At 63.1% G+C, this 24,409-nt stretch carries 20 protein-coding genes and 1 pseudogene; 10 read left to right on the top strand and 11 right to left on the bottom strand.

From position 1 onward, the window contains the following. Positions 1–44 precede the first annotated feature (44 nt). The 6 genes from CLV47_RS11465 to CLV47_RS11440 all read right to left on the bottom strand — a co-directional run bounded on the left by CLV47_RS11465 (position 45) and on the right by CLV47_RS11440 (position 6,743). Positions 45–752, bottom strand: coding sequence for an ABC transporter ATP-binding protein (locus tag CLV47_RS11465; protein ID WP_106349173.1), 708 nt, complete (start codon positions 750–752; stop codon positions 45–47). Beyond that, on the bottom strand, positions 749–1,549 hold the full coding sequence (locus CLV47_RS11460; protein ID WP_106349172.1) for an ABC transporter ATP-binding protein: 801 nt from the start codon (positions 1,547–1,549) through the stop codon (positions 749–751). The genes CLV47_RS11465 and CLV47_RS11460 overlap by 4 nt, the downstream gene beginning before the upstream one ends. 6 nt (positions 1,550–1,555) lie before the next feature. Beyond that, positions 1,556–2,800, bottom strand: coding sequence for an ABC transporter substrate-binding protein (locus CLV47_RS11455; protein ID WP_106349171.1), 1,245 nt, complete (start codon positions 2,798–2,800; stop codon positions 1,556–1,558). A 268-nt stretch (positions 2,801–3,068) separates the two neighbouring features. After that, positions 3,069–3,941: a hypothetical protein gene (locus tag CLV47_RS11450; RefSeq protein ID WP_202862522.1), complete on the bottom strand. Its 873-nt coding sequence runs from the start codon at positions 3,939–3,941 to the stop codon at positions 3,069–3,071. 118 nt (positions 3,942–4,059) lie between these two features. Continuing rightward, a complete protein-coding gene (locus tag CLV47_RS11445) occupies positions 4,060–5,364 on the bottom strand; it encodes a class I SAM-dependent methyltransferase (RefSeq protein WP_106349169.1) in 1,305 nt (434 codons plus the stop codon). Next, complete coding sequence (locus tag CLV47_RS11440) at positions 5,361–6,743, bottom strand: FAD-binding oxidoreductase (RefSeq protein WP_106349215.1); 1,383 nt, start codon at positions 6,741–6,743, stop codon at positions 5,361–5,363. Before CLV47_RS11440 ends, CLV47_RS11445 begins: the two co-directional genes overlap by 4 nt. 130 nt (positions 6,744–6,873) lie before the next feature. Between CLV47_RS11440 and CLV47_RS11435 the strand changes: the two genes are divergently transcribed. The 4 genes from CLV47_RS11435 to CLV47_RS11420 all read left to right on the top strand — a co-directional run bounded on the left by CLV47_RS11435 (position 6,874) and on the right by CLV47_RS11420 (position 10,799). Beyond that, positions 6,874–7,305 carry a DoxX family protein gene (locus CLV47_RS11435; protein ID WP_106349168.1) on the top strand — a complete coding sequence of 144 codons (432 nt, stop codon included), beginning with the start codon at positions 6,874–6,876 and terminating at the stop codon, positions 7,303–7,305. Between the two features lie 138 nt (positions 7,306–7,443). Continuing rightward, a complete protein-coding gene (locus CLV47_RS11430) occupies positions 7,444–9,024 on the top strand; it encodes a long-chain-fatty-acid--CoA ligase (protein WP_106349167.1) in 1,581 nt (526 codons plus the stop codon). Next, entirely contained in the window at positions 9,024–10,010 is a 987-nt protein-coding gene (locus CLV47_RS11425) for an NADPH:quinone oxidoreductase family protein (protein WP_106349166.1), read from the top strand. The genes CLV47_RS11430 and CLV47_RS11425 overlap by 1 nt, the downstream gene beginning before the upstream one ends. Before the next feature lie 27 nt (positions 10,011–10,037). After that, positions 10,038–10,799 (top strand): 3-hydroxyacyl-CoA dehydrogenase, encoded by a 762-nt coding sequence (locus tag CLV47_RS11420; protein ID WP_106349165.1) that lies wholly within the window; start codon positions 10,038–10,040, stop codon positions 10,797–10,799. A 30-nt stretch (positions 10,800–10,829) separates the two neighbouring features. Here the strand turns inward: CLV47_RS11420 and CLV47_RS11415 are convergent, their stop codons facing one another. Next, positions 10,830–11,249, bottom strand: a complete 420-nt coding sequence (locus tag CLV47_RS11415) for a nuclear transport factor 2 family protein (RefSeq protein WP_170111043.1) — start codon at positions 11,247–11,249, stop codon at positions 10,830–10,832. 194 nt (positions 11,250–11,443) lie between these two features. Between CLV47_RS11415 and CLV47_RS22655 the strand changes: the two are divergent. Further along, positions 11,444–12,487: pseudogene (locus CLV47_RS22655) on the top strand (M23 family metallopeptidase); the annotation flags it as partial. A gap of 135 nt (positions 12,488–12,622) precedes the next feature. On the opposite strand, the gene pgi reads toward CLV47_RS22655, so the two are convergent. From pgi to CLV47_RS11395, 3 genes are all read right to left on the bottom strand, one after another. Beyond that, complete coding sequence (gene pgi, locus CLV47_RS11405) at positions 12,623–14,275, bottom strand: glucose-6-phosphate isomerase (protein WP_106349163.1); 1,653 nt, start codon at positions 14,273–14,275, stop codon at positions 12,623–12,625. Between the two features lie 3 nt (positions 14,276–14,278). After that, complete coding sequence (gnd, locus tag CLV47_RS11400; protein WP_106349162.1) at positions 14,279–15,298, bottom strand: phosphogluconate dehydrogenase (NAD(+)-dependent, decarboxylating); 1,020 nt, start codon at positions 15,296–15,298, stop codon at positions 14,279–14,281. A 64-nt stretch (positions 15,299–15,362) separates the two neighbouring features. Next, entirely contained in the window at positions 15,363–16,760 is a 1,398-nt protein-coding gene (locus tag CLV47_RS11395; protein ID WP_106349161.1) for a glucose-6-phosphate dehydrogenase, read from the bottom strand. Positions 16,761–16,789: 29 nt separating this feature from the next. Between CLV47_RS11395 and CLV47_RS11390 the strand changes: the two genes are divergently transcribed. The 5 genes from CLV47_RS11390 to CLV47_RS11370 all read left to right on the top strand — a co-directional run bounded on the left by CLV47_RS11390 (position 16,790) and on the right by CLV47_RS11370 (position 22,503). Then, complete coding sequence (locus CLV47_RS11390) at positions 16,790–17,917, top strand: lysylphosphatidylglycerol synthase transmembrane domain-containing protein (RefSeq protein WP_106349160.1); 1,128 nt, start codon at positions 16,790–16,792, stop codon at positions 17,915–17,917. Positions 17,918–17,998: 81 nt separating this feature from the next. Then, positions 17,999–19,171: a CaiB/BaiF CoA transferase family protein gene (locus tag CLV47_RS11385; RefSeq protein ID WP_106349214.1), complete on the top strand. Its 1,173-nt coding sequence runs from the start codon at positions 17,999–18,001 to the stop codon at positions 19,169–19,171. Between the two features lie 91 nt (positions 19,172–19,262). Next, complete coding sequence (locus CLV47_RS11380; RefSeq protein ID WP_106349159.1) at positions 19,263–20,405, top strand: acyl-CoA dehydrogenase family protein; 1,143 nt, start codon at positions 19,263–19,265, stop codon at positions 20,403–20,405. A gap of 164 nt (positions 20,406–20,569) precedes the next feature. Continuing rightward, positions 20,570–21,943, top strand: coding sequence for a MinD/ParA family ATP-binding protein (locus tag CLV47_RS11375; protein WP_106349158.1), 1,374 nt, complete (start codon positions 20,570–20,572; stop codon positions 21,941–21,943). Further along, positions 21,940–22,503, top strand: coding sequence for a hypothetical protein (locus CLV47_RS11370; protein ID WP_146135367.1), 564 nt, complete (start codon positions 21,940–21,942; stop codon positions 22,501–22,503). Before CLV47_RS11375 ends, CLV47_RS11370 begins: the two co-directional genes overlap by 4 nt. Positions 22,504–22,561: 58 nt before the next feature. Here CLV47_RS11370 and CLV47_RS11365 read toward each other — a convergent pair whose 3' ends face one another. Continuing rightward, positions 22,562–24,328, bottom strand: coding sequence for a right-handed parallel beta-helix repeat-containing protein (locus CLV47_RS11365; RefSeq protein ID WP_106349156.1), 1,767 nt, complete (start codon positions 24,326–24,328; stop codon positions 22,562–22,564). Between the last annotated feature and the right edge of the window lie 81 nt (positions 24,329–24,409).

Raw genomic sequence — 24,409 nt, 5'->3', positions numbered from 1 at the left:
TCCTTCCTATAAATTCGGCCCGAAGCCGATAAGAACGCGAGTTGTTAGTAGCCGAGGTACGCACGACGTACGCCGTCGTCTTTCTCCAACTCCGCTGCGGTGCCGCGAACGACGACCTTGCCGGATTCGATGACGACCGCGTTATCCCCGATCGCCAGGGCCAAATGAGCGTTTTGTTCGACGACCAGGATTGTCGTATCAGTCTCGTTGTTGATCTGCGACAGTGAGCTAAACAGATCCGCCGTCGTATTGGGCGCGAGCCCGAGCGATGGCTCGTCCAGCAACAGCAAACGCGGTGACGACATAAGTGCGCGCGCGATCGCCAGCATCTGCTGTTCCCCGCCGCTGAGGCTGCCCGCCTGTTGTTTACGTCGCTCGGACAGGCGAGGAAAAGTCTCGAACCAACGATCCATCGCGGACGTCATGCTCTTGTCTTTGAGCAGGTATCCACCGACCTTGAGATTGTCCTCGACACTCATATCGGTGAAGGTGCCGCGACCCTGCGGGACGTGTGCCACGCCTCTGGAGGCGACCTGCTCGCTTGCCTTACCTATCAGTGATTCTCCTGCAAGCATCACGGTGCCCTTGGCCGGGATCATGCCTGACAATGCCCGCAGCAGCGTCGTCTTTCCCGCTCCGTTAGCGCCGAGCACGACCGAGACGTCGCCCTCGTGGATATCCAAGTCGATGCCGTGGAGTATTCGCACCGGACCGTAGCCCGCCGTGAGCCCGGCTACCTCGAGGAGACTCATGCCGCACCTCCGAGATACGCCTGGATGACTGTCGCGTTGTTCTTGACCTCGTCCGGCGTACCTTCCGCGATCAGCCGGCCGAAGTTGAGCACGACCACCGAGTCGGACACCGCCATCACCATGGCCATGTGGTGTTCTACGAGAAGAACCGCAAAGCCGCGATCCTTGGACAACTGCCGCACAGTCGTTGCAAGCTCCATGACCTCTTCGTGGATGAGACCGTTGGCCGGCTCATCCAGCATCAGCAGCCGCGGCTCCGCCATCAGGGCACGAGCTAGCTCAACCCGTTTGAGAGTGCCGTAGGGCAGTCCGGCCGCAAGCTGGTCCGCCACATCGGACAGACCGAGGTCGGCCAGCAACTCTCGGGCCCGGCCAATCTCGCGGCGCTCCTCCTTGCGGGTGCTGGGCAGGCCGAGCGCGGATGCCCACAGTCCCGCTTTGGTGCGGTGATATGCGCCGGCGAGCACGTTCTCGATCACCGTCATTGAGCCGAACAATCCAAGGTTCTGGAAAGTTCGGGCGACGCCGTACTCGGAAATCTGGTCGGTCCGCACAGAGAGCAGATCGACTCCATCGAGGGTGATCTGCCCCGAGTCGGGTTGGTACAGCCGGCTGATGCAGTTGAACGTCGTGGTCTTGCCCGCACCGTTGGGACCGATCAGTCCGCAGACCTCGCCTGGTCGGATGTCGAACGACGGTCCGTCGAGCGCGATCACCCCGCCGAACCGCAGCTTAAGGTCCTCGACCTTAAGCAGCGGTTCGACCGCGGGTGATGGCGTGTTAATCGCGTGGGCCATCGGTGATTACTTATCGCCGTGCTTGATGATTTTGCCCTCGGGCTTCCAATGCGCACCGTCAAATTTCGACATCTGCACCTGGGTCAAAATGTACGGATAACCCTTCTTGGTCTCAATCGCTACGCCCGGCAGGATCAAGTCGGGGGTTACTCCCGAGAGGCTGTACACGGCATCGAGCATGTCCTGACGTTTGCAGCCGTTCGTGTTCTCCAGCACCTTCTGCAAGACCTGTGTCGTCATGTAACCACTGGACGCAATGCCATTCATTGGATCGACCGAGTGCTTAGTGGCAAACGCGATCCACTTCTTCATTCCGGCGTCATCGGTCCACGACGTGTCCGAGACGTCCTTCATCCATTTGAAGGAAACGGCCCCGTTAGTCGCCTCAGCCCCCGCCGGACCGACGAGCGTGGTCGCGTCATTTGACCCTGAAGTCAGGATCGTCAGCGGGTGCCAGCCAAGCTCACCCTTCTTCTTGAGCGACTGAGTCATGAACGTCCCCGTTGCGTAGTCGAGGAACACATCCGCGCCCGAGTTCTGTAGGTTGACGATCTGCGAGTCGATCGAGCCGCCGGACTGTTCGTAACCCTGCGAACCGACGATCTGGACGCTCGTGCCCTTGAACTCCTTCTCGAAGTTCGCCAACATCCCCTTGCCAAAACCGTCATTCTGATAAAGCAGCCCAACCTTGCCGTTGGGTGCGTTGTCCAGCACGTACTGGGCCATCACATGCGCCTCGAACTGATACTGAGGAAGATAGCCCACGATCCACGGCTTCTCCTTGGTGTTGTTCAGGAACTCATCGGTGCCCGTCTGAGAAAATAGTGTCGGAATGCCCTTGCCATTGACGTAGTCCGAAATCGCTAGGTTGGGCGAAGTGCCAAGCACGCTATAGATGGCAAAGACCTTGTCCTGCTCGACAAGCTTGCGCACGTTGCTCACGGTCCGCGCCGGGTCATAGGCATCGTCTTCGGTGAAGTACTTGATCTTGCGGGTCTTGCCATCGCCCATCTTGACCCCGCCATCGGCATTCAGGTCGTCAAAATAGGCCTGCGCGGTCTTGGCGAGCACGCCGTACGCCGCACCGGCGCCGGACATCGGGACGCTGGTGCCCAAATTGATCTCGGAATCGGTGATGCCGGTGTCACATCCGCTGGCCGAAGCTCCCTTGTCATTCCGTCCCCCACACGCCGTCAACGTGAGCGCGATACATGCACCAGCAACGGCAACTGCGGCAATACGTCGTTTCACTGCATCCTCCAATAGTTTTGGCACTGCGAATCGAACCGCTGATCCTCCACTGAACGATTGGTCATCAAGTCCGCGGCGAAGACTATTCGGCACAACGCGACTGCGTCAATGCCTTGTTTGCTGATATGACAGAAGGATGCGGTTTTGAAACATTTGCTAAAGCGCGCAAATGATCACAGATTGATCGAATGTTCAGGCCCGAGACCACCGAGGAGCAAGAAAAATCGCCCCCAGTCGACGTTCCGACCAGGGGCGATGAAGGTTAGTGCTAACGGGCGGTGGTGATGTCTCCGAGTAGTTTTTCGATCGGTTCAGCATCGACGTCAGCGGCCGGACGCGACAGGAACAAAGTCGCGTAGTAGCTGCCTTTCTCCTCGATGTCTGCGGTGTCGAGCCCCCGCGCGCGGACGGCGCGCAACGTCGAGTCTCGCTCCTCGTCTGAGGCGAACTCGCGCTGATGGAAGGTGACGCCTGGAAGCTGTTCGGTGACTAACCCGTGTTCGGCAAGTCTGATCGCGATCTCGTCGTACGAGTACATCCGCAGTACAAATGCGGCAACCCAGGGTGTCGAGTCCTCCGGGAGCGCTTGCAAAATCCGACCGAAGGTGCGATCGGTGATGTACCCGACGCCACCGGTGGTCGTGATGAGCTCAACGCCTTCAATAGTCTCGGCGAACTGACTCGATGGCTCGTTGTTTTCGAGGTCCTCGGCGAGACCCGAATCCAAAAGTCCTGCCTGGCAGGCGTAGCTCACGGCATTGCGCGCCGCGTCGAGACCAATAGTGCGGGGGCCGTTGGGACGTCGATGCTGCGCAAAGAACTCCCTGTCAGCCCTGGCCATCTCCTCCGGAGACAAGTTCGCCACCGACGGATCGGTGTAGTGGCTCGTCAAATCGTTCAATGTCAGATCCGAGCGCATCAGCGCAGCGTTAATTCCGTATGAGCAGCAAAGGTCCAGGACCCCTGCTCCGGCGCTAAACCGGGCCCGATGTCGCTCCAGTAGTCGAGTGAAGATCGGCATCGCTTGCTGCGGTATGTCGTAATTAAGAGGCCCGAGGGCATCGAAGTAGGCACGCGGGTCGGGCATGTCGTAGATGTCGTCAAACCGGGCTTTTCCATCGGTTCGATATTGGTCTGTCATTTTGGCTTCCTGCACCATCACGCTCCAGAGATCGGCATGTTGGCAGCGAGAGTTCGGCCTCGCCGCGCTGCGGCCCGAGCGGCCGCGCGGTCATACCCAACCTAGCGCAACGGCTAAATCACCAATCAGGGCGCAGCGGAAACGACGACTTGCCGGCATCCGCGGTCTTTGTCGCGAGCACCTGGTGCAGCTGAATCTCGTTGCGTTCGAAGGCGAGTCGAGAACCCGCCATATAGAGACCCCAAATACGAGCCCTGTTTTCTCCGGCCTCTGCGACCGCCTCGTCCCAGTTCGCCGCTAGATTAGCGTTCCAGTCGCGCAATGTCATCGCGTAGTGCTCGCGGAGATTCTCTTCGTGGCGCGGCTCAAGACCGACGCGCTCCATCACACTGATGATGTGCCCAGCGCTCGTGAGCTCACCGTCGGGAAAGACATAACGGTTGATGACGCCGTTGCGCTCGACCCGTTTGCGGTCGTTCGGCATAGTGATGCAGTGGTTGAGAAGCCGGCCGCCGGTGCGTAGCCGCGACTTCAGGAACCGGAAGTACGCCGGATACTGCGCGATTCCGATGTGTTCGGTGAGCCCGATCGAGCTCACGGCGTCGAAATCGCTCTCCTGGACGTCGCGATAGTCCATGTAGCGCACCTCGGCGAGGTCACCCAGTCCCTCCTCTTCGATCTTCCGCTGCGCCCATTGGGCCTGCTCGGCAGAGAGCGTGACGCCGAGCGCCTTGACGCCTTGTTTGGCAGCGTGTCGCACCATGCCGCCCCAGCCACAGCCGACGTCAAGCAGCCGGTCGCCCGGCTTCAGGCCGAGCTTGCCGGCGACAAGCGCATACTTCGCGTCTTGCGCGGTTTCCAGGCTTGCGTCCAGGTCTGGATAGCAAGCACACGTATAGGTCATCGAGTCACCGAGGACGAGCTCGTAGAACCTGTTGGAGACGTCGTAGTGATGGTGGATCGCTTCGGCATCGCGGACCTTCGAGTGCTTGATTCCCTTGAGCGTCCGCTGCCATTGAGGCAAAACCTCTTCAGGCGGAAGCTCTGGGCGATGTAGGACACCCAAGCCAAGTCCGCGCGCGACGCGAAGCGCAGTGTCTGGCGACGGCATCCGGAACTTCAGATCGTCCGCGACGATACTCATCAGCTCATAGGGATCGCCCGGATGTACGCCGTCGAGTACGAGGTCGCCGGCGAGGTAAGCACGCACCAGGCCAAGCTCTCCAGGTGCAGTTGCGATGTAGCGCAACCCACGCTCATTTTCCAGCCGTAGCGAGATCGTGGCCTCTTCTTTGCCCGTCGTACTCCCGTCGTACGCCGAAAAGCGCACCGGTAGCTCGGCGCCGACGAGAAGCTCGACGATCTCGCCGATCTTTGCTCGCGGCTGACGTTCGCCGCCGACAAGTTCCAATCGTGTGTTCATTTACGGTTCACGACCTTTTCGTAGAGGTCCGGCAAACGACGTGCCGGATCAAATCGCTCTTTAATGGCGGCGTAGGCGTTTCCGCCGTACGCCGACCAGAAGTCGGCCTTGCTGTAGTAGGCATCGGAATAGAGGGACTTATGCCCTCCGAGACCCGCGACCTTGGATTCAATCTGCTTGTTGGCGTCGCCGTCGGCGCCGTCGGGTGGGATGGGCACCGTCGACCAGAAGCCGACATTGACGTAACGCTCTTCCGCTGCCAGAGGATAAAGTGGCCACCCTTGGCGGCTGGTTTCGGTGTCTCGCAGTTGCAGTGGACAGAGCCAAATCGGCTCGATCGGAATTTCCTTGAGGAACCAGCGCAGGAAGTCGGCCGTCCGGGCGAGCGGGATCTCGACGTCCTGGACAACCCGCTCCTCATCTGGAAGCCCGCGCATCCGGTTGATACGCGCGGCCACGCCATGCTTGTTCTCAAACCGGATAATCTTCCAGTAGACGTCGCTGCGCAGCCAGCGCTTTGGCCATAACCGACGTATATAACGGTTTTGGGCACCGAAGGCACGCGAACACCAGAACCAGTCGGTATCCCACCGCCACAAATAGTCGCGCACCGTCAAGTAATCCCGCGCGCGATTCTGCACAGAGCGGTAATAGACCTGCGATCCGGTGTAATCGCTGGAATAGGGCGCCGTCTTCTTCCACGCTCCCAGAGTCAGGTAGCACTCTTCTGGACTGAAGACCGTCCCGTCTAAGAAATCGACGTCTTCTCCGTCGTGCGTGCGGTCCGTGGTGATCTTGTCGATGGTCGCCACGAGCTGGTCGAGATCGTGGAACCGGACATGTCGGAGGTGGACGAACGGTTGCACCGGCTCCAAGTCGATCACGATGCGAAGGGCGTAGCCCAAAGTGCCATAGGAGTTAGGAAACGAATAGAAGAGATCGGCGTACTCGTTGTCCGGCCGGGCGATCACGATCTGGCCGTCGCCCGTGAGGATCTCCATCTCGCGCACGGACTCGTGTGGCAGCCCGTTGCGGAACGACGACGACTCGATCCCAAGCCCGGTCACGGCGCCGCCGAGCGTGATCGTCTTCAACTGAGGTACGACGTACGGCATCAGCCCGTACGGCAACGTTGCGTCCACGAGGTCTTCATAAGTAGTCATGCCTTGCACGTCGGCGGTACGCGCTTCGACGTCAACAGACAGCACCGAGTTGAGACCGGACACGTCCAGCCCCGGGTTCGATAACTCGGCACGAGGCCGGAACAGATTCGATGTGCGTTTGGCCAGCCGGACCGGCTCCCCCGCGGGAATAGCGTCGTATTGAGCCACTAGTCGCTGGCGCGCTTGATCGTGGCTCAGGTCTAGAGCTTGGCGCATGTTCCACCCCACAACACTGATCTTATGTTCGCCCGCGCGCGTCATGCATCACCGGGCTCTTACGATGGGTTGATCGAATCCCCTGACGACGTGCGCAAGTACCTGTGTCAGCACATCCGCAAGGAGCACCATGAGTCTTTTTCGTCGTATCGGCCGCCTACTGCTGTCCTGGATTTTCATCCACGGTGGAGTCGACACAATTCGCAAACCGGCCGGACGGATCGCCCTAGCCGGCCCCTCGCTACAGCAGCTGCGCGAGGCCGTGCCGTCCCTCACGGTCAGTGACGCGAATCTGGTTCGGGCAAACGCCGTCGTACAGGTCGTCGCCGGCAGCGCGCTCGCGACCGGCAAGTTGCGTCGGCTGTCGTCGCTCGCACTCATTGGCTCGCTCGTGCCGACCACGCTCGCCGGCCATCCGTACTGGCGCATAGAGGACCCTGCCGCACGCAACGGCCAGCGCACCCACTTCAACAAGAACCTCGGTCTCATCGGCGGGCTGCTCATATCGGCGGGCGAACCGTTCGCCAAGCCGCGCTCCAACTGCTCAAACTGCTCAGACTGAACAAGCGATCACTTTGTGATGGCAAGCTCGCCGTGGCATTCGAAACGCTAACGGTTACGCATTCGCCGTGGACTCGCCCTACCCGCTGAGCGATTGTTCAGATATCGTGCGGACAGGTCTCCAAAAGGAAAGGTCCTCATGCCAGAACAGTTCTCGCATCCATCCACCGGGCTCAACTGGGTGGACCAGCTGTCACGTCACGCGTTCATGCAAGCCGACGGGGTCGCCCTACGGTACAAAGGCAACACGACGACCTGGGCCGGGCTTGACGACCGCGTCCGCCGCCTCGCCGCGGGCCTCGCCGACGTCGGAGTCAACAAGGGTGACCGGGTGATCATCCTGATCACCAACCGCCCCGAGTTCGTCGAAGCTGTTATCGCGGTCAACCGACTCGGCGCCGTCGCGGTGCCCATCAACTTCCGGCTCGTGGCATCCGAAGTCGCGTTTCTCGCACACGACAGTGGGTCGGCCGCGATCATCGTCGAACAGGACCTCGCCGCACTCGTAGCATCGGTGCGCGCCGACGCGGGCCGCGAGATCGCGAGCATCGTCGTCGGCGACAATCCAGCGCAGGCCGGGCCTGGGTCGATCAGCTTCGAGAGTCTGATCGCGGACCACGAGCCGCTGCCCGGCAACGGGGCCGCCGCCGATGGCGAACTCGCGCTCATTTGCTACACCTCAGGTACGACGGGTCGCCCCAAGGGCGCGATGCTGACCTACACCAACCTGACGATGCAAACGATCTCCGGAGTGCTCGCCTCGACCACCGTCGACACCACCGGTGTCCGGCTGATCACGCCGCCACTGTTTCACATCGCCGGCGTCGGCGGGCTGCTGCCGAGCATCACGCTCGGCGTCACCACCGCCATCATGCCGACCGGCGCCTTCGACCCCGACGTACTGCTTGACGTCCTGGAGTCCGAACAGATCACCGGCGTGTTTCTCGTGCCGACCCAGTGGCAGATGGTCTGCGAGCGCCCGGGGATCGAGAACCGGAAGCTTGCGCTGAAGACGATCTCATGGGGCGCCTCGCCCGCCACGCCGGCGATCCTGCGGGCCATGGACAAGGCCTTCCCGGGCGTACCCAACATCTGCACCTTCGGCCAGACCGAGATGTCACCGGTCACTACGGTGCTGTCCGGCGAGGATGCGATTCGCAAGCTCGGATCTGTCGGCAAGCCGGTCGCCGGCGTCTCGGCCCGGATCGTCGATGCGGAGATGAACGACGTACCGCGCGGCGAGATCGGCGAGATCGTCTATCGCGGCCCAGGCACGATGATCGGCTACTGGAACAACCCGCAGGCAACCGAGGACGCATTCCGCGGCGGCTGGTTCCACTCAGGTGACCTCGTGCGCGAGGACGAGGAAGGTTTCATCTACGTCGTCGACCGGCTCAAGGACATGATCATCTCGGGTGGTGAAAACATCTACTCCGCCGAGGTTGAGAACGTCATCTCCGATCACCCGAAGGTGCGGGAGGTCGCGCTGGTTGGGGCTCCCCATCCCAGGTGGGTGGAGACCCCGGTCGCATTCGTCGTTGCCAACGACGAGCAAGACCCGCCGACCGCCGAAGAGATCATCGACTTCTGCCAGACTCACCTCGCGTCGTACAAGAAACCGACAAGAGTGCACATCGTCGAAGTTCTGCCGCGCAATGCTTCGGGCAAGATCTTAAAGGGACCGCTTCGCGATCAGGCCAAGCAAGAAAGCTCCGTCTGATGCGCGCCTGGCAAGTCGGCGCTCAGGGAGAGCCAGGCGCAGTCATGACGCTCACCGACCTCCCGGAGGTAACGCCCGGCGACGGCCAGCTCGCGGTCCGAGTACGCGCGTGTTCGCTTGGGTTTCCCGACGTACTCATGTGCCGAGGCGAATACCAGGTCAAGCCGGACCTGCCATTCGTACCCGGCACCGAAATCTGTGCCGATGTCATCGCCACTGGGCCGGGCGTGGTCAAGTTCGCCGTCGGCGACCGGATCCTGGGGTCGCCGCTCGGGGCGGTCGGCGGACTCGCCGAGCTCGCGATCGTCAACGAATACCAAGCGCGCACGGCACCCGAGGGCCTCGACGACGCCGAGGCCGCGTCATTGCTATCGGCGTTCCAGACCGGCTGGATCGGACTGCACCGGCGATGCGCGCTGCGGTCCGGCGAGTATCTGCTCGTCCACGCGGCCGCCGGTGGTGTCGGCAATGCGGCCGTACAGCTAGGAATCGCGGCCGGCGCGACGGTCATTGGCGTCACCCGTGGACAGAAGAAGGCCGCGCTCGTGCGCGGTCTCGGCGCGCACCTGGTCATCGACCGCACCAAGGACTCGGTCATCGACGAGGTCAAGAGGTTCACCGGCGGGCACGGCGCCGACGTCGTCTACGACCCCGTCGGCGGCGATTCGTACGCCGAATCCACCAAGTGCATCGCGTTCGAAGGCCGGATCCTGCTGGTCGGCTTCGCCGGAGGCGAGATCCAGTCGCAACGCCTCAACCACCCGCTGATCAAGAACTACTCGATCCTCGGCTTACACGCGGGGCTCTACACCGACCGCAACCGCGCGGTGACGGCCACGGCGTACGCCGACCTGGTCCGGCTCGTCGGCGAAGGCAAGATCCGGCCGCTTGTCGGCCGCCGGGTCGACTTCTCTGATGCGGCCGAAGCCACTCAAGAGCTTGCCGACGGTAAGACCACCGGGCGCAGCGTCGTCATGTTCAGCTAGCGATTTCACCTACAGGAAAGGCACCAAATGCAGATCAAAGACACCGTCGCCGTCGTCACTGGCGGCGCCTCGGGCCTCGGCCTGGCCACCGTCAAGCGACTGGTCGAAGGCGGCGGCAAGGCCGTCATCATCGACCTACCCACGTCGAAGGGCGCCGAGATCGCAGGCGAGCTCGGGGACGCCGTACAGTTCTCCGCCGCCGACGTCACCGACGCCGATCAAGTAGCCGCCGCGCTGGACGTCGCCGACGGCATGGGCGAGATCCGGGTGACGATCAACTGCGCGGGAATCGGCAACGCGGTCCGCACGGTCGGCAAGAAGGGACCCTTTCCGCTCGACGCGTTCAAGAAGGTCGTCGAGATCAACCTGATCGGCACGTTCAACGTGATCCGGCTCGCGGCCGAGCGCATGCTCAAACACGATCCAATCGGCGAAGAGCGCGGCGTCATCGTCAACACCGCCTCCGCCGCGGCGTTCGACGGCCAGATCGGGCAGGCGGCGTACTCAGCGTCGAAGGGCGGCATCGTCGGCATGACGCTGCCGGTTGCCCGTGACCTGTCTTCGATGCAGATCCGGGTCTGCACGATTGCGCCGGGACTGTTCCGTACGCCGCTCATGCTCGGTGCGCCAGACGACGTACTCGAAGCACTCGGCAAGCAGGTGCCGCACCCCAGCCGGCTGGGCAACCCTGAGGAGTACGCCGCGCTTGCCGCGCACATCGTGGAAAACCCGATGCTCAACGGCGAGACGATCCGCCTCGACGGCGCAATCCGGATGGCGCCGCGCTAAATCCGGCCGGCCCCGCCGTACATCGCCGTACTAAGTAAGCGGAATGGACGGCGGGGCGCCGACCTCCCAAATGTTGATCGTGGCTTCCCACAGCGCGATCCTGCCGGCGCGCACGGTCCAGAACTCCGTTCCTATGCACTGCATTTCCTTGCCCGTCTGCGTGTCGGTCCACGTGCCGTCCCAGTAGTTGCCGACGATATTTCCGTCGAGTGCGCGCAGTGTCTTACGGAGCTTGTAGTCCTTCTGACGAGCGAACCGGGTGCGCAGGAATCGCTCAGCGTCGGCCTTACCGCTGATCTCAGGCAGATCACCAAATCGAATGACGACGTCGTCGGTGAACCCGTCGAGGATTCCTTCCACGTCAAATGGGTAAGCGAACGCTTTTTCAGCCGACGCCACCATTTCGAGTGCGGCGTGACGAGACAATGTTTCTGGCTGTTGTTGGGTCATGCCCACTCCGATGGTCGCTCCAGGCCCCGGGTTAGTGCGGGACGGAAAGTGACCTCGACCATACCGCTCGCTGATAATCCTAACGACCGCCGGCGGTGGCGCTGTAACCAATCGCATGTGGACAGCCAGGCCCGCGGGCTCGAAAATCGGTTAGCGTTTAAGGTCCTTGTTTCCGATTTTGGGAATCGCCGTTCATGCGTCATCGCAGTCGTAACACCGCTCTCGCCGGCACGCTGGTCGCTCTTGTGACCGCGGTCCTCCCGGCGAGCACGGCGAGCGCCGACCCTTCGGATCCGGCGTCTCCCACGCCTACCGAAACGTCCAACCCATCGGTCAGCACGTCGACCAAGTCCGGCTCGTCATCCGGTGCTAGCTCGAGCAATACTGCCTCAAGCAATACGACGAAGACGCCCAACCTCGACGAAATCCAGGACGTCAACACCAAGATCGACGTCTTGGTCGCGCAGATGCTCGCCGCCGCCGACGCTCACGTACAGACTCAAGGACAGCTCGCGAACGCGCAGGCCGCGGCCACGGCTGCCCAGGCGGCGTACAACGACTCGGTCGCGGCCCTTAGCAAGGCGCTGCTGGACGCGCAAAACATGGCACACGACCTTTACGTCCAGGGCCCGCTATCGATGTCGAAGTTTGCGCTGCTCAACGCGTCCGGCCCGCAAGACCTGATCGACCAGCTCGTCACTCTCGATCATCTGAGCATTCATCAGGCCGCGACGCTGAACAGTCTCACCGCGGCGCAGACCGCTAAGGCCAGCGCCAAGCAGGCCGCCGACGAGGCCACGCAGCAGACCGCGACCGCCGAAGCCGCTGCGGCCACGGCGGAACAGGAAGCGCAGAGCCAGCTCGCGGCACAACAAGCCAAGCTCGCTGAACTGCAGGCAGAGGCGGGGATTACACCTACTGACCCCGGTGTCACCGGTGCTGCGGGCGCACCCGGCTCGGTGACCGGCAACTGGGCACTGCCGGCCAACGGCACGCTGACGAGCCTTTTCGAGGCACGCTGGGGCACGTTCCACTACGGCATCGACTTCGCCGCGCCCATCGGCACGCCGATCTACGCCGCCGGCAACGGGACCGTCATGCGTGCGGGTGAAGCCAGTGGGTTCGGGCTGGCCGTCTACATCCGGCACGACAACGGTGACGTGACGGTCTACGGCCACGTGAACCAGATCTTCGTGACTCAGGGGCAGCGGGTGACCGCCGGGCAAAACATCGCGTCGGTCGGCAACCGCGGCTTCTCCACAGGTCCGCACTTGCACTTCGAGGTGCAGAAGGGGGATGTACGGCACCCGGGTGGACCCGATTCCCTGGCTCGCCGCTCGCGGCATCACGGTCTGACCCGTCCGCCAAGCAAGTTAGACCGGGCGGCCACGGGACTTTCGGTAGCGTCGGATCAGCTCGCTCGTCGACTCGTCGTGCTTCAGGCTCGGCGCCCCGTCGGCGGTGACCTCGTCAGCGATGGTCCCGGCGAGGATCTTGCCGAGCTCGACGCCCCACTGGTCGAACGAGTCAATCCCCCAGATGACGCCCTCGGTGAGCACTTTGTGTTCATACAAGGCGATCAGCGTGCCGAGGCTGCGCGGTGACAGCTGGTCGAGCATCAGCGTCGTGGTCGGCTGGTTACCTTTGCAGACCCGGTGCGGGATCTGCGCTTCCGGTGAGCCGGCGTCCCTGAGTTCCTTCTCCGAACGCCCGAACGCCAGCGCCTCGGTTTGCGCGAACACATTGGCGATCAACAGGTCGTGCTGATGTTCCAGGTCGCTCAGCGGCTTGGCAACACCGATGAAGTCGCACGGGATTAGCTTGGTGCCTTGATGGATGAGCTGATAGAACGCGTGCTGTCCGTTTGTCCCCGGCTGGCCCCAGATGATCTGCCCGGTCTGATAATCGACCTGGTCGCCGGCCAATGTGACATGCTTCCCGTTGCTTTCCATCTCCAACTGCTGGAAGTACGCCGGAAGGTGCGCGAGATAGTGACTGTATGGCAGTACCGCCTGGGTCTGCGCACCGAGGAAGTTGTTGTACCAGACCGATAACAGCCCCATGAGCACGGGGATGTTGCGGTCTAGTTTCGTCTTCCGGACGTGCTCATCAACGGCCCGGAATCCCGCCAGCATCTCCGTGAAGTTATCCGGTCCGACCGCCACCATCAGCGACAGGCCGACCGCCGAGTCGAATGAATAACGCCCGCCGACCCAGTCCCAGAAACCGAACATGTTGTCGGTGTCGATCCCGAACTCGCGTACGCCGTCCGCGTTTGTCGAGACGGCGACAAAGTGCCGCGCAACTGCCGCGGTGTCACCGTTGAACGCGGCGAGCACCCAGTCCCGGGCTGCGCCCGCGTTTGTCAGCGTCTCGAGCGTGTGCCAGCTCTTGGAGCACACGATGAAGATCGTCTCGGCCGGATCGAGCCCGCGGGTTGCCTCCACGAACTCGGCGCCGTCGATATTGGACACGAACTCGACCCTCAGATCGCGATCGCTGAAGGGAAGCAGCGCCTGGTAGGCCATCCGCGGTCCCAGGTCAGAACCACCGATGCCGATGTTAATGACGTTGCGTATCCGTTTGCCGGTGTGCCCGGTCCATTCACCGCTTCGTACTTTGTCCGCGAACGCCGCCATCCGGTCGAGGACCTCGTGCACGTCGGGTACGACGTTATGGCCGTCCACATCGATAGTCGCATTGCGATCGGCACGTAGCGCCACATGGAGTACGGCGCGGTCCTCGGAGACGTTGATCTTGTCTCCGGCGAACATCGCCTCGATGCGCTCAGACAGACCGGCTTGTTCGGCGAGATCGAGCAGCATCCGCATGGTGTCGCGGGTGACCCTGTTCTTGGCGAAGTCGGCATACAGCCCGAGCTCATCGAACGAAAAATCGCGAACTCTGAAGGGATCTTCATCGAACAGCTCGCGCAGTGTCACGTCTTTCATATCGCGTGCGTGCTGCTCAAGCTCACGCCACGCGGGTAACTCGGTCAGCGCGCGAGCCGGTTTCGGAGCCATCATCGTCTAGCTCGCCGGCTTCTCGTCATGGCCACCGAACTCCTTGCGCATGGCCGACAGAGCTTGATCGGCGAACTTGCTGAGATCGCGCGAGGCGAATCGGGAGTAGAGCGCGGCACTGAGCACCGGCGCCGGGACTCCCTCGTCGATCGCCGCGATCGACGTCCAGCGACCTTCGCCGGAGTCCGACACGCGTCCGCTGTAATCGGCGAGGTCCGGCGACTCATGCAGTGCCTCGGCAGTCAGGTCCACCAGCCACGAGCCGACGACGCTGCCGCGGCGCCAGACCTCGGTGACCTCGGCGACGTCGATGTCGTACTGGTAGAACTCCGGCTCGGCCAGCGGTGCGGTCTCCGCGTCGCCTTTTTCAATCCTCGTGCCGATGTCGGCGTTGCGGATGATGTTAAGTCCCTCGGCGATGGAGGCCATCATGCCGTACTCGATACCGTTGTGCACCATTTTCACGAAGTGTCCGGCGCCGTTCGGGCCGCAGTGCAGGTAACCCATCTCGGAGGGCGCTATCGCACCTTCGCGCCCGGGAGTGCGTTCCGCCGACTCGAAACCTGGGGCGATGGTCTTGAAGATCGCTTCGACCCTCGCGACCGGCTCGGTCTCGCCGCCGATCATCAAGCAGTAGCCGCGCTCCAGGCCCCACACCCCGCCACTGGTGCCGCAGTCGATGAGGTGAATTCCTTTTTCAGAGAGTCGTTTGGCGTGCCGGATATCATCGCGGTAGTAGGAGTTGCCGCCATCGATGACGATGTCGTCGGAGTCCAGCGTCGTGGCCAGTTCCTCGATTACCGAGGTCGTGATATCGCCGGCAGGAACCATCACCCACACTGCCCGCGGCCCATCGAGCTTGGCCTTCAGGTCGGCAATCGAGCCGCTCGCGATCGCTCCTTCATCAGCCAGCGCCTTGATCGCGTCGACGTTGTGGTCGTAGACGACACATTCATGTCCATCGCGCATCAAGCGGCGCACCAGGTTGGCGCCCATCCGTCCGAGTCCGATCATCCCAAGCTGCATGCGTTGTCTCCTCGTATTGGTTCTGCGATGGTCACGGTTAGAGATGGTGCGAGTCCGACGCCACCTAGGGCGCTTTCTCCAGCCACGGCTTGTGCCAGCTTTGATGCCCACGAATCAAGGCATCCGCTTCGGTCGGTCCCCACGAACCAGGCTTGTAGGAGTGCACCGGTGGAGGGTTGTCGAGCAACGGTTGCACGATGCGCCACGTTTCCTCGACACTGTCCTGCCGCGCGAACAGGCTGTGGTCGCCGGTGAGCGCTCCTCGGAAGAGCCGCTCGTACGGCGTGAGCGGCTCACCGAGCGGTGTACTGAACGACGTATCGAGGTTGACCGGACGCCACGTGCCGTCGTCGCGGGCGGTGATTGCCAGTCGCAGCCCTGGATCGGGGTCGATCCGCAGCACGATTTGGTTGGGCTCGGCCCGCGTCAGTTCCGGCAGAAAGGCGAGTTTCGGCGTACGCCGCAAGAACAGCCGGACCTCGGTGGCCCGCACTGCGAGCGACTTGCCCGCGCGCAGGAAGATCGGCACGCCGGACCAACGCCAGTTGTCGATCTCGAGACGCAACGCAACGAACGTCTCGGTTGTCGAGTCAGCCGCTACCCCGGGTACGTCGGTGTAGCCGGCGTACTGCCCGCGCACGTAGTGCTCGGGATCGGCCGCCTGGATCGCCTTGAATACATCTGTCTTCTTGTCCCGCAACTCGTCGGCGCCCGCGCCGGCGGGCGGGTCCATCGTGACCAAGGCGAGCACCTGAAGTAGGTGATTTTGTACGACGTCGCGCAATGCGCCTACCGAGTCGTAGAACTTGCCACGGTCCGAGACGTCGAAGTCCTCGGCCATGGTGATCTGGATACACGAGACGCTCTTGCGGTCCCATAGCTCGGCGAACGCGACATTGGCGAACCGCAGGTACTCCAGCTCGATGACCGGTTCCTTGCCCAGGAAGTGATCCACCCGCAGAAGCTGGTCCTCTCGCAAGACCTTGTGCAGCCGCGTATTGAGTTCCCGTGCCGACGTGAGGTCATGACCGAACGGCTTCTCGACCGCGACCAGCGCGTCCTCCAGTAGCCCCGCCTTGCCGAGCTGCTCGGCTATCGGCCCGAATAGCGACGGCGGCATCTCAAGGTAGTAGAGCGGCCGCTTGAACTTCTTCACGGCCGCAGTCAGGTCGTCGTACAGGTCGTCTTTGGTGACATCGCCGCTGATGTAGGAGAGCCGGGCGGCGAACCGGGCGAAAACCTTCTGGTCGAAGTCCTCGCCGGTCTCCTTGATCGAGTCGCTTGCGCGCTGGACCAGCTGCTCCACTGTCATCTCATCGCTCGCGACGCCGATGATCGGGCAGTCAAGCAGGCCTTTGCGTTCAAGCCGGTAGAGCGAGCGGAACGTCATCTTGCGAGCAAGGTCACCTGTGATGCCGAAAATCACCATCAGGTCGGCAGTTTTCTCAGCGCCACGCCTCATGCGTGTCCCCTTCAAATGAGCGATTAGCCATGCTTGTTGACCAAACCGTACGTGCGGTCGCGCGCACCCGTCAACGCGCCCCACACGCTGGCATAATCAACCTCATCAAGATATCTGGAGCGCTCACCGACGACAGCGCGACACCCACTGACGGCCCCCACAAACCGATCGCCACGCACTGGCTACGCAGGAGGGTTGTCCCGGCAGTAGGAGTCGTGCTCCTCGTCGCACTCGTCGCGACCCAGTGGCGCCGACTCGACGACCTGCCCGACATCCTGGCCGATGCCAGTTGGGGCTGGCTTCTTGTCGCTGTCGCTCTCCAAATCGCCTCGATCGGAACCCTAGCCCGTCAACAACGCCGGTTTCTCGACGTACAGGGCGGGCACTACTCGTTGCCGTCGGTAGTCGCAACGACGTACGCCGGAAATGCGATCTCGCTGTCGCTTCCGGTTGTCGGCCCGGCGGCGGCGGCAGTCTTCGCCTACAAGCGGTTCACCAAGATCGGCGTCGCACCAACGGTTGCAAGCTGGGCACTCGCGATGTCCGGGATCTACACGACGGTGGTCTACGCCGCGGTGACCGCGACGGCCGCCGCTTTGACCGGATCCAAGGCCGGCGTGATCAGCGGACTGCTCTCGATCGCACTCATCGTCGTACCCGTGCTGATTTTGCTGGTCGGCCTGCATCACGAGTCGGTACGCCGCCGCGGTCGCATGGTCGCGCTCTGGGTCGTACGGACCTGGTGCGGACTGCGACACCGGCCTTCCGCTCCAATGGAGACGGCATTTCTCAGTGGGATCGACCGGATCGCCGCATTGCGGCTCGGTGGCCGGGGTGCGCTGCTCACGATGGCGCTCACGCTCGCCAACGTTCTCTCCAAGGCCGGCTGCCTGGCCGCGGTCACGCTGTCAATCTATGGACACGTGCCGTGGGCCGGGATCGTTCTCGCCTGGGCCGCCGGTCAGGGACTGCAACTGCTCAACCTCACGCCCGGCGGACTCGGAGTCGTCGACGCCGCCATCGGAGTCGCGCTAGTCGGGATCGGGATACCGGCAAGTACGGCGATCGCGATCACGCTGGTATATCGCGTGATCAGCCTGTGGCTCGTCCTGCTCGCCGGCGCCGTCACACTGTTGTATATCCGCCGAGAGGCGTGAGACGGACCGCGCTCCCGGCCATGCGAGCATGGTGGGCGCTCCTGTTTGCAGAACACGATCACCGAATACGCGGAGGACAGCATGATCGAGTCACAGCCCGGCCCGCTCGACGGGGTCACCGTCGTCGACCTCACCCGGGCACTCGCCGGTCCGCATGCCGGCATGATGCTCGGCGACCTCGGCGCCCGCGTGATCAAGGTCGAGTCGCCGGGATCCGGCGACGACACCCGCGGATGGGGTCCGCCGTTCGTCGGCCCGAACGACGAGATCGCGACCTACTACCTATCCTGCAATCGCAACAAGGAGTCGATCACGCTCGACCTGAAAAGCGATGATGGCAAGGACACTCTGACCAAGCTGATCGCAAAAAGCGATGTCCTGCTGGAAAACTTCCGCACCGGTGTCCTTGACCGGCTCGGGTTCACCACCACACGCATCCACGAGATCAACCCCCGGCTCGTCATCCTGTCGATCACCGGGTTCGGTCACGACGGCCCGCAAGGCGGCCGCGCCGGCTATGACCAGATCGCACAGGGCGAGGCCGGTTTGATGTCAATGACTGGGCCCGATCCCGAAACGCCCACCAAGGTCGGCGTACCCATCGCGGACGTCCTGTCCGGGATGTACGGCGCCTACGGAGTCGTCTCGGCGCTTTACGAACGTGAGCGCACCGGCAAAGGCAAGGTCATCCGCACGTCCCTGCTCGCGTCCGTCGTCGGCGTACACGCATTTCAGGGCACTCGATGGACCGTCGGCAAGGACCTGCCGGTTGCCGAAGGCCCCCACCACCCGTCCGTAGCGCCGTACGGCCTGTTCCGATCCCAGGACGGGATCGTGCAGATCTCGGTCGGCTCTGAGAGCATCTGGGGCAAGTTCGCGGCGGCATTCGGCTTTGACGCCGCCGATCCGAAGTACGCCAACAACGGCGACCGGGTGCGCAATACCCATGAGCTACGCAAGCTGGTCAACGAGGCGTTTGCGGCGTACTCCACCGAAGACTTGCTGGCCAAGCTCAACGAGGTCGGCGTGCCGTGCGGCGAAGTGAAGAATCTTGAGCAGGTCTACGAGTGGGACCAGGTGCGCTCGCAGGGCCTCGTGGTTGACGTCGACCATCCGGTCTTGGGCAACATCGAGTTGCCCGGCCCTCCACTGCGCTTCTACGACGACGACACCGAATGGCACCGCGACCATCGCTACCCGCCGCTGCTCGGCGAGCACAACGACTCCGTCCGGGCGTGGCTGGACGAATCCTGAGTCCGCGTACGGCCCATTCATTACGTACAATTAGCGGCAGATATTTCAGTTAATGATCACTCACTGAATTTTGCCCTGCCGGAGGTACGACGTGGCCGTTCAACGACTTCTACCCAGCCGTGAGGCCGAAGACCTTCTTCAACTCACTCGCGAGATCGCCGACGCCGAGCTGGCGCCCAAGGCAGCCAAGGACGAGGCGGATGAACGCTTCCCGCGCGAGGTTTTCAGCGTGCTCGGCGAGGCCGGTCTACTCGGACTGCCCTACTCTGAGGAGATCGGTGGCGGCGGCCAACCATACGAGGTCTACCTACAGGTCCTCGAAGAGCTCGCGTCGCGGTGGTCGAGCGTCGCGGTAGGCGTGAGCGTGCACGCGCTGTCTTGTTTCGCGATCGCGAGCTTCGGCTCCGACCAGCAGCGATCGTGGCTGCCCGACATGCTCGGCGGCAAGTTGCTCGGCGCCTACTGCCTCTCCGAACCGCAAGCGGGCTCAGACCCCGCTGCGATGACTACCCGAGCGACCCGCGACGGCGAAAACTACGTCATCAACGGCGCCAAAGCATGGACCACACATGGCGGTCATGCTGACTTCTACACCACGATGGTCCGCACCTCCGACGACCGCTCGCGCGGCATCTCCTGCTTCTCGGTGCCGTCGCACACCACCGGCCTGAGCGCGGACACCCCGGAACGCAAGATGGGACTGACCGGCTCCACGACCGCCACGATGCGATTCGACAACGTATCGATCGGCGCAGACCGGCGCGTCGGCGAGGAAGGGCAGGGCCTGCAGATTGCACTAGCCGCACTCGACTCCGGCCGGCTCGGGATCGCCGCGGTGGCGGTCGGTTTAGCCCAGCGAGCGCTCGACGTCGCGGTCGCTTACGCGAAGGAACGCGAGACGTTCGGGCGCGCGATCATCGACCACCAGGGGCTCGCGTTCGTGCTGGCCGACATGGCCGCCGCGGTCGAATCCGCACGCGCAACCACTCTGTCGGCGGCGCGTCTGAAGGACGCCGGCAAGCCGTACTCCCAACAGGCCAGCATCGCCAAGTTAATCGCGACGGACAACGCCATGAAGGTCACTACGGACGCCGTACAGGTCCTCGGCGGCGCCGGCTACACCAAGGACTTCCCAGTGGAGCGCTACATGCGGGAGGCCAAAGTCATGCAGATCTTCGAGGGCACCAATCAAATCCAACGACTCGTGATCAGCCGCGGCCTCGCCAAAAGCTGACGGCGACCCAGGTTTCCTCAACGGGATGGCACGAAAATCCCCGGGGCCGCGTCGTAGAGCGCAGATGACGTACCCTAAAACGCGTGCCCGCAGCGCTTCTGTTCGAGGGCCTCGCGGGTAGTAAATCACTCCACGACGAAATCGAGAATCGAAGTACTTGACGCATGAGCACTCCGCCTCGGCACCCGTTCGGCGACTCGCGGCCCGAGTCCGCGCCGCAACCGGTCGCGCCGGCTGATAGCTCGTCGACACACGAAGCACCACTTGTGTGGGCTCCCCCGCCGCCGTCGGCGACCTCGGAACAGTTCCGAACGCCGCACTCGGCGCAGGCTCCGCAGCAGCCACTCGCAGACTCCAGCTCGACCGACCGCCGCGCCGCGTTGACCCGTCGGCAGCCACCACACGCCGGTCCGCCGGTACCGTCCAGCCCGCCCGTACAGGCCAGTCCGCCGATGCAGACCGGACACCCGCCACAGGCCGGCCACCCCCAACAGTTTCACTCGCCACAACGGTCTGCCGCCCCGCAGCGACCCGCCGTACCGCAACAATTCGGGGCCGGCCAGCCGCCGGCTCCAAGCGTGCCGCCGCCACCGGCCAACAGCTTCGTCGAGCCCGGTCGCCAGTCCGCGGTCGACCCGTACGCCGCACCAGAACGTCCCCAGGCACCGCATCTCGACCCGCGTGTTGCCGGGCTCGAGCAGGTGCCGACTCGGCGGCGGTTCCCCATGCGCAGAGCACCGGCGTCGATGCCGGCCAATCCGGTCAGCAACGGCCTCGAGCTGCCGATCCACACGCCTCGGCGGATCAGTGTCGTCGGCATGAAGGGCGGCGTCGGAAAGACCACCATGGCAATCATGCTCGCCACCGCTGCCGCGCGAGCCCGCCGCGAACAGGTACTGCTGCTCGACGCCGATACAACCTACGGCTCTCTGATGCTGCGGATGGGAATCGCGCCCGTCGCTAGTTCGCACGACATCGCACAGATGGGCGACCCTGGCAGCCTCGACGTGCTCGCCGGGGCAATCAGTCGCAATAACGACGGCGTGTGGGTACTCCCTACCGGCCGCACACCAGCGCAGAGCGCAGCGTTCGGCGAGGCGACATATGTCCAGGCGATGCGCGCGGTCTACCGGCACTTCCCCATCACGGTCTCCGACTGCGGCGCCGGGATGGCCGGCACACTGATGCAACGGGTCATCTCCGCATCGCATTCACTGGTCATCGCGACCGCGCCGAGCATGGACAGCGTGCTGGCGAGCCACAACGCACTGCAGTGGCTCGACTCGATCGGCTACGAAGCGCTTGCCCGACGAAGCATCGTCGCGATCGGCAACGTGGACATCAACAACCCGCGGATCGACCTGGCCGAAGCTCGCCAACGTTTCGCCCCGTTGTGCCGAGCCGTCGTTACGATTCCGTCCGACCCTCACCTCGCCCCCGGCAGCCACTTGAGGTACGACGCTCTAGCCGCACCGACGGTCCGCGCCGCACACGATCTCGCGGCCAACGTTCTCGAGGCGGCACTGTCCGTCCCATGAGCGACCGTATCGCGGTAGCGCGAACCAACGCTGAATCGCACATATATATGGACCTCCATCCGTGCCTGTGCGGCTGCGCGACGTTTGACCGCACGTCGAGCGTCATCGACACGCCTGACGGTCTGTGCAGTCACTACCACGGCACGTGTGAGGACTGCGGCGAACCGCGCGAGTTCACTTTCCTGCTGCCCGAGTCGCCGTACGAGATCGACACGGACGCCGACCTGTTTGGTGGGGAAGGGACGTCGGAGCTGCTGGACCCAGGCGAATGGATGCTCGTCGCCGACCGCTTCGCCGACGCCGTACCAGAGTCGGCACCCGCCGCGGGCCCCGATCGGGCAGAGGCCCGCTCGTTGCTGGCGACCGCCTTTGCCGCTGTCACTGAGGCGATCGCGTTCGCCGACCCACACACCGAAACGGTCCCCAGTGCGGCGTTGCGCAGCGAACGGGGACGCGAAATCTACGAACGTGAGCCGGAGCGGTTTTCCCTGATCCGGCTCGAAAACGTACAGTCGGCGTACCGCGAGCTACTGATCGAGTACGGCGGACGCCCGGACTAGAACCACCCTCGATCCGTCACAAAATCCCGGTCCGTCCGTCACCTCATCCGCCGCGTGATCAGAGCCAGCGGCGAGTCGCCGAGTCGATCCCATCCGAAGAAGCAGCCGGAGGCGTTGGGGCTTCACTCATTGAAGGACTAGCCGGAGCCGAACCGGTGATGCCGGTCGCCACCTCCACGTCCGCCAACGTAATCGTCAGCAGTTGGTCCATCGTCGGCTTATCGGTCAGCGTGCGCAGCCGCTGCGACTGCACCTTGCGAAGTTTTTCAAAGAGTTTGCGTGCATCGCGCGCGTTACCGAAATTCTCATCACGCGGGATCGTCTGGAAATGCCGCAGTAGGCATGCCTCCGCCCCATCGCCGACCTTGTAATCACCCGAGTTGATCATTCGGGTAATGATCAACGTCAGATCTTCAGCCGAGTAGTTCTCAAACTCGATCGTCTTGACGAACCGGGACGCAAGGCCGGGGTTGGCGTCGAGGAACTCGCGCATTTCATTGGTGTACCCGGCCGCGATCACCGCTATGTCTTTGCGCATGTCCTCCATGAGCTTGACGATCATGTCGACCGCTTCCTGCCCGAAGTCTCCGCCACCGCTGCCGGCCTGCCGCGTCAGCGTGTACGCCTCGTCAAGAAAGACAACGCCACCTTTCGCCTCGTCGAACACCGCGGCCGTCTTCTCTGCGGTGTGCCCGATGTACTGGCCGACGAGATCCCGGCGCGAGACCTCCCTGAGCGGCCCCCCGGGCAGTACCCCGAGGGCCGCGAGAAGCTGTCCGTAGATGCGCCCAACCGTGGTCTTGCCCGTGCCCGGAGCGCCGGCAAAGATCAAGTGATTACTCATCCCATCGACATTGAGACCCGCGCTGCGGCGCCACTCGTTGACCTGGATCTCGTCAATGATCGACTTAACCTCGGCCTTGACCCCATCGAGGCCGACCATCTGCTCGAGTTCAGCTAGCAGCTGTTCGACCTTCGCCGGATCGCCTTTGGCAACCTCGACCGAGCCGACGCCCGCGGACTTCGAGTTACCTTCATGGACCGTCACCTCGGCCCCGTCGGCGATATCTATCGCGGGCTGCGCCGTACGCTCCACGTTGCAGCTGCGCACATCACCACCGGTGCCGGCAGCAAAGGAGATTCCACTCGCTTGGATGTCGTGCACATGGCACCGGTTGAGTTTGGGCGCGCCGCCCTGCGCGACGAGAATGCCCTCCTCACGAGTGTTCGCGACCTCGCAGCCTTCGATCGATGGCTTCGCTGACTGATAGATGTAGATACCGCGGTGGCCAGATCCGTCGATAGCGACGTTGCGAAGGACAGGGTCAGCCCCCAGCCGGATGACGATCGCGTCGTCCGCGCAGTTCTTAATTGTCAGATTCTCGATCGTGCCCGACGTGTCCTCGATGATCAGACCTTGCTGCGAGTCCGAGATGGTGCTCCCGTCGAGCGAGACTTCCGAGCGATCGCCCAGTCGGACTGCGGATGCATACTTCGACGAGAAGTCACACTTCGTGACAGTGAGTCGCGTATCGGTCACCCTGAGCGCGTCAGACGCATCCGACCGGACTGTGAGGCCACGCAGCACGAGCTCGCCGCGACGACAGACGATCGCCGGATCGTACGAATCCTCGCCGTCGATGATGACGTCCTCATCGCCTTCCGCCGCGGCGATCGTCAGGTCGAGGCCGGATACATCGACCGTCTCGTTATAGCTCCCGGACGCGACGACGATCGTTGACCCGGCTGCCGCATCGCCCACTGCCTCTCGGAGATTGGGGTAGGCGCCAGATCGGTTCGGGTCAACCTGCAAGGTACGAGACATAACTCCGCTGCAATCGTGTCTTCACATCAGTACGGTCTAAATCAAATCCGCAGTCGAGGGTACTTGCCGACAACGATCGAT

The sequence above is a fragment of the Antricoccus suffuscus genome (genome assembly GCF_003003235.1).
Classification (GTDB): domain Bacteria; phylum Actinomycetota; class Actinomycetes; order Mycobacteriales; family Antricoccaceae; genus Antricoccus; species Antricoccus suffuscus.
This window is presented reverse-complemented; position numbering and strand designations above follow the sequence as displayed.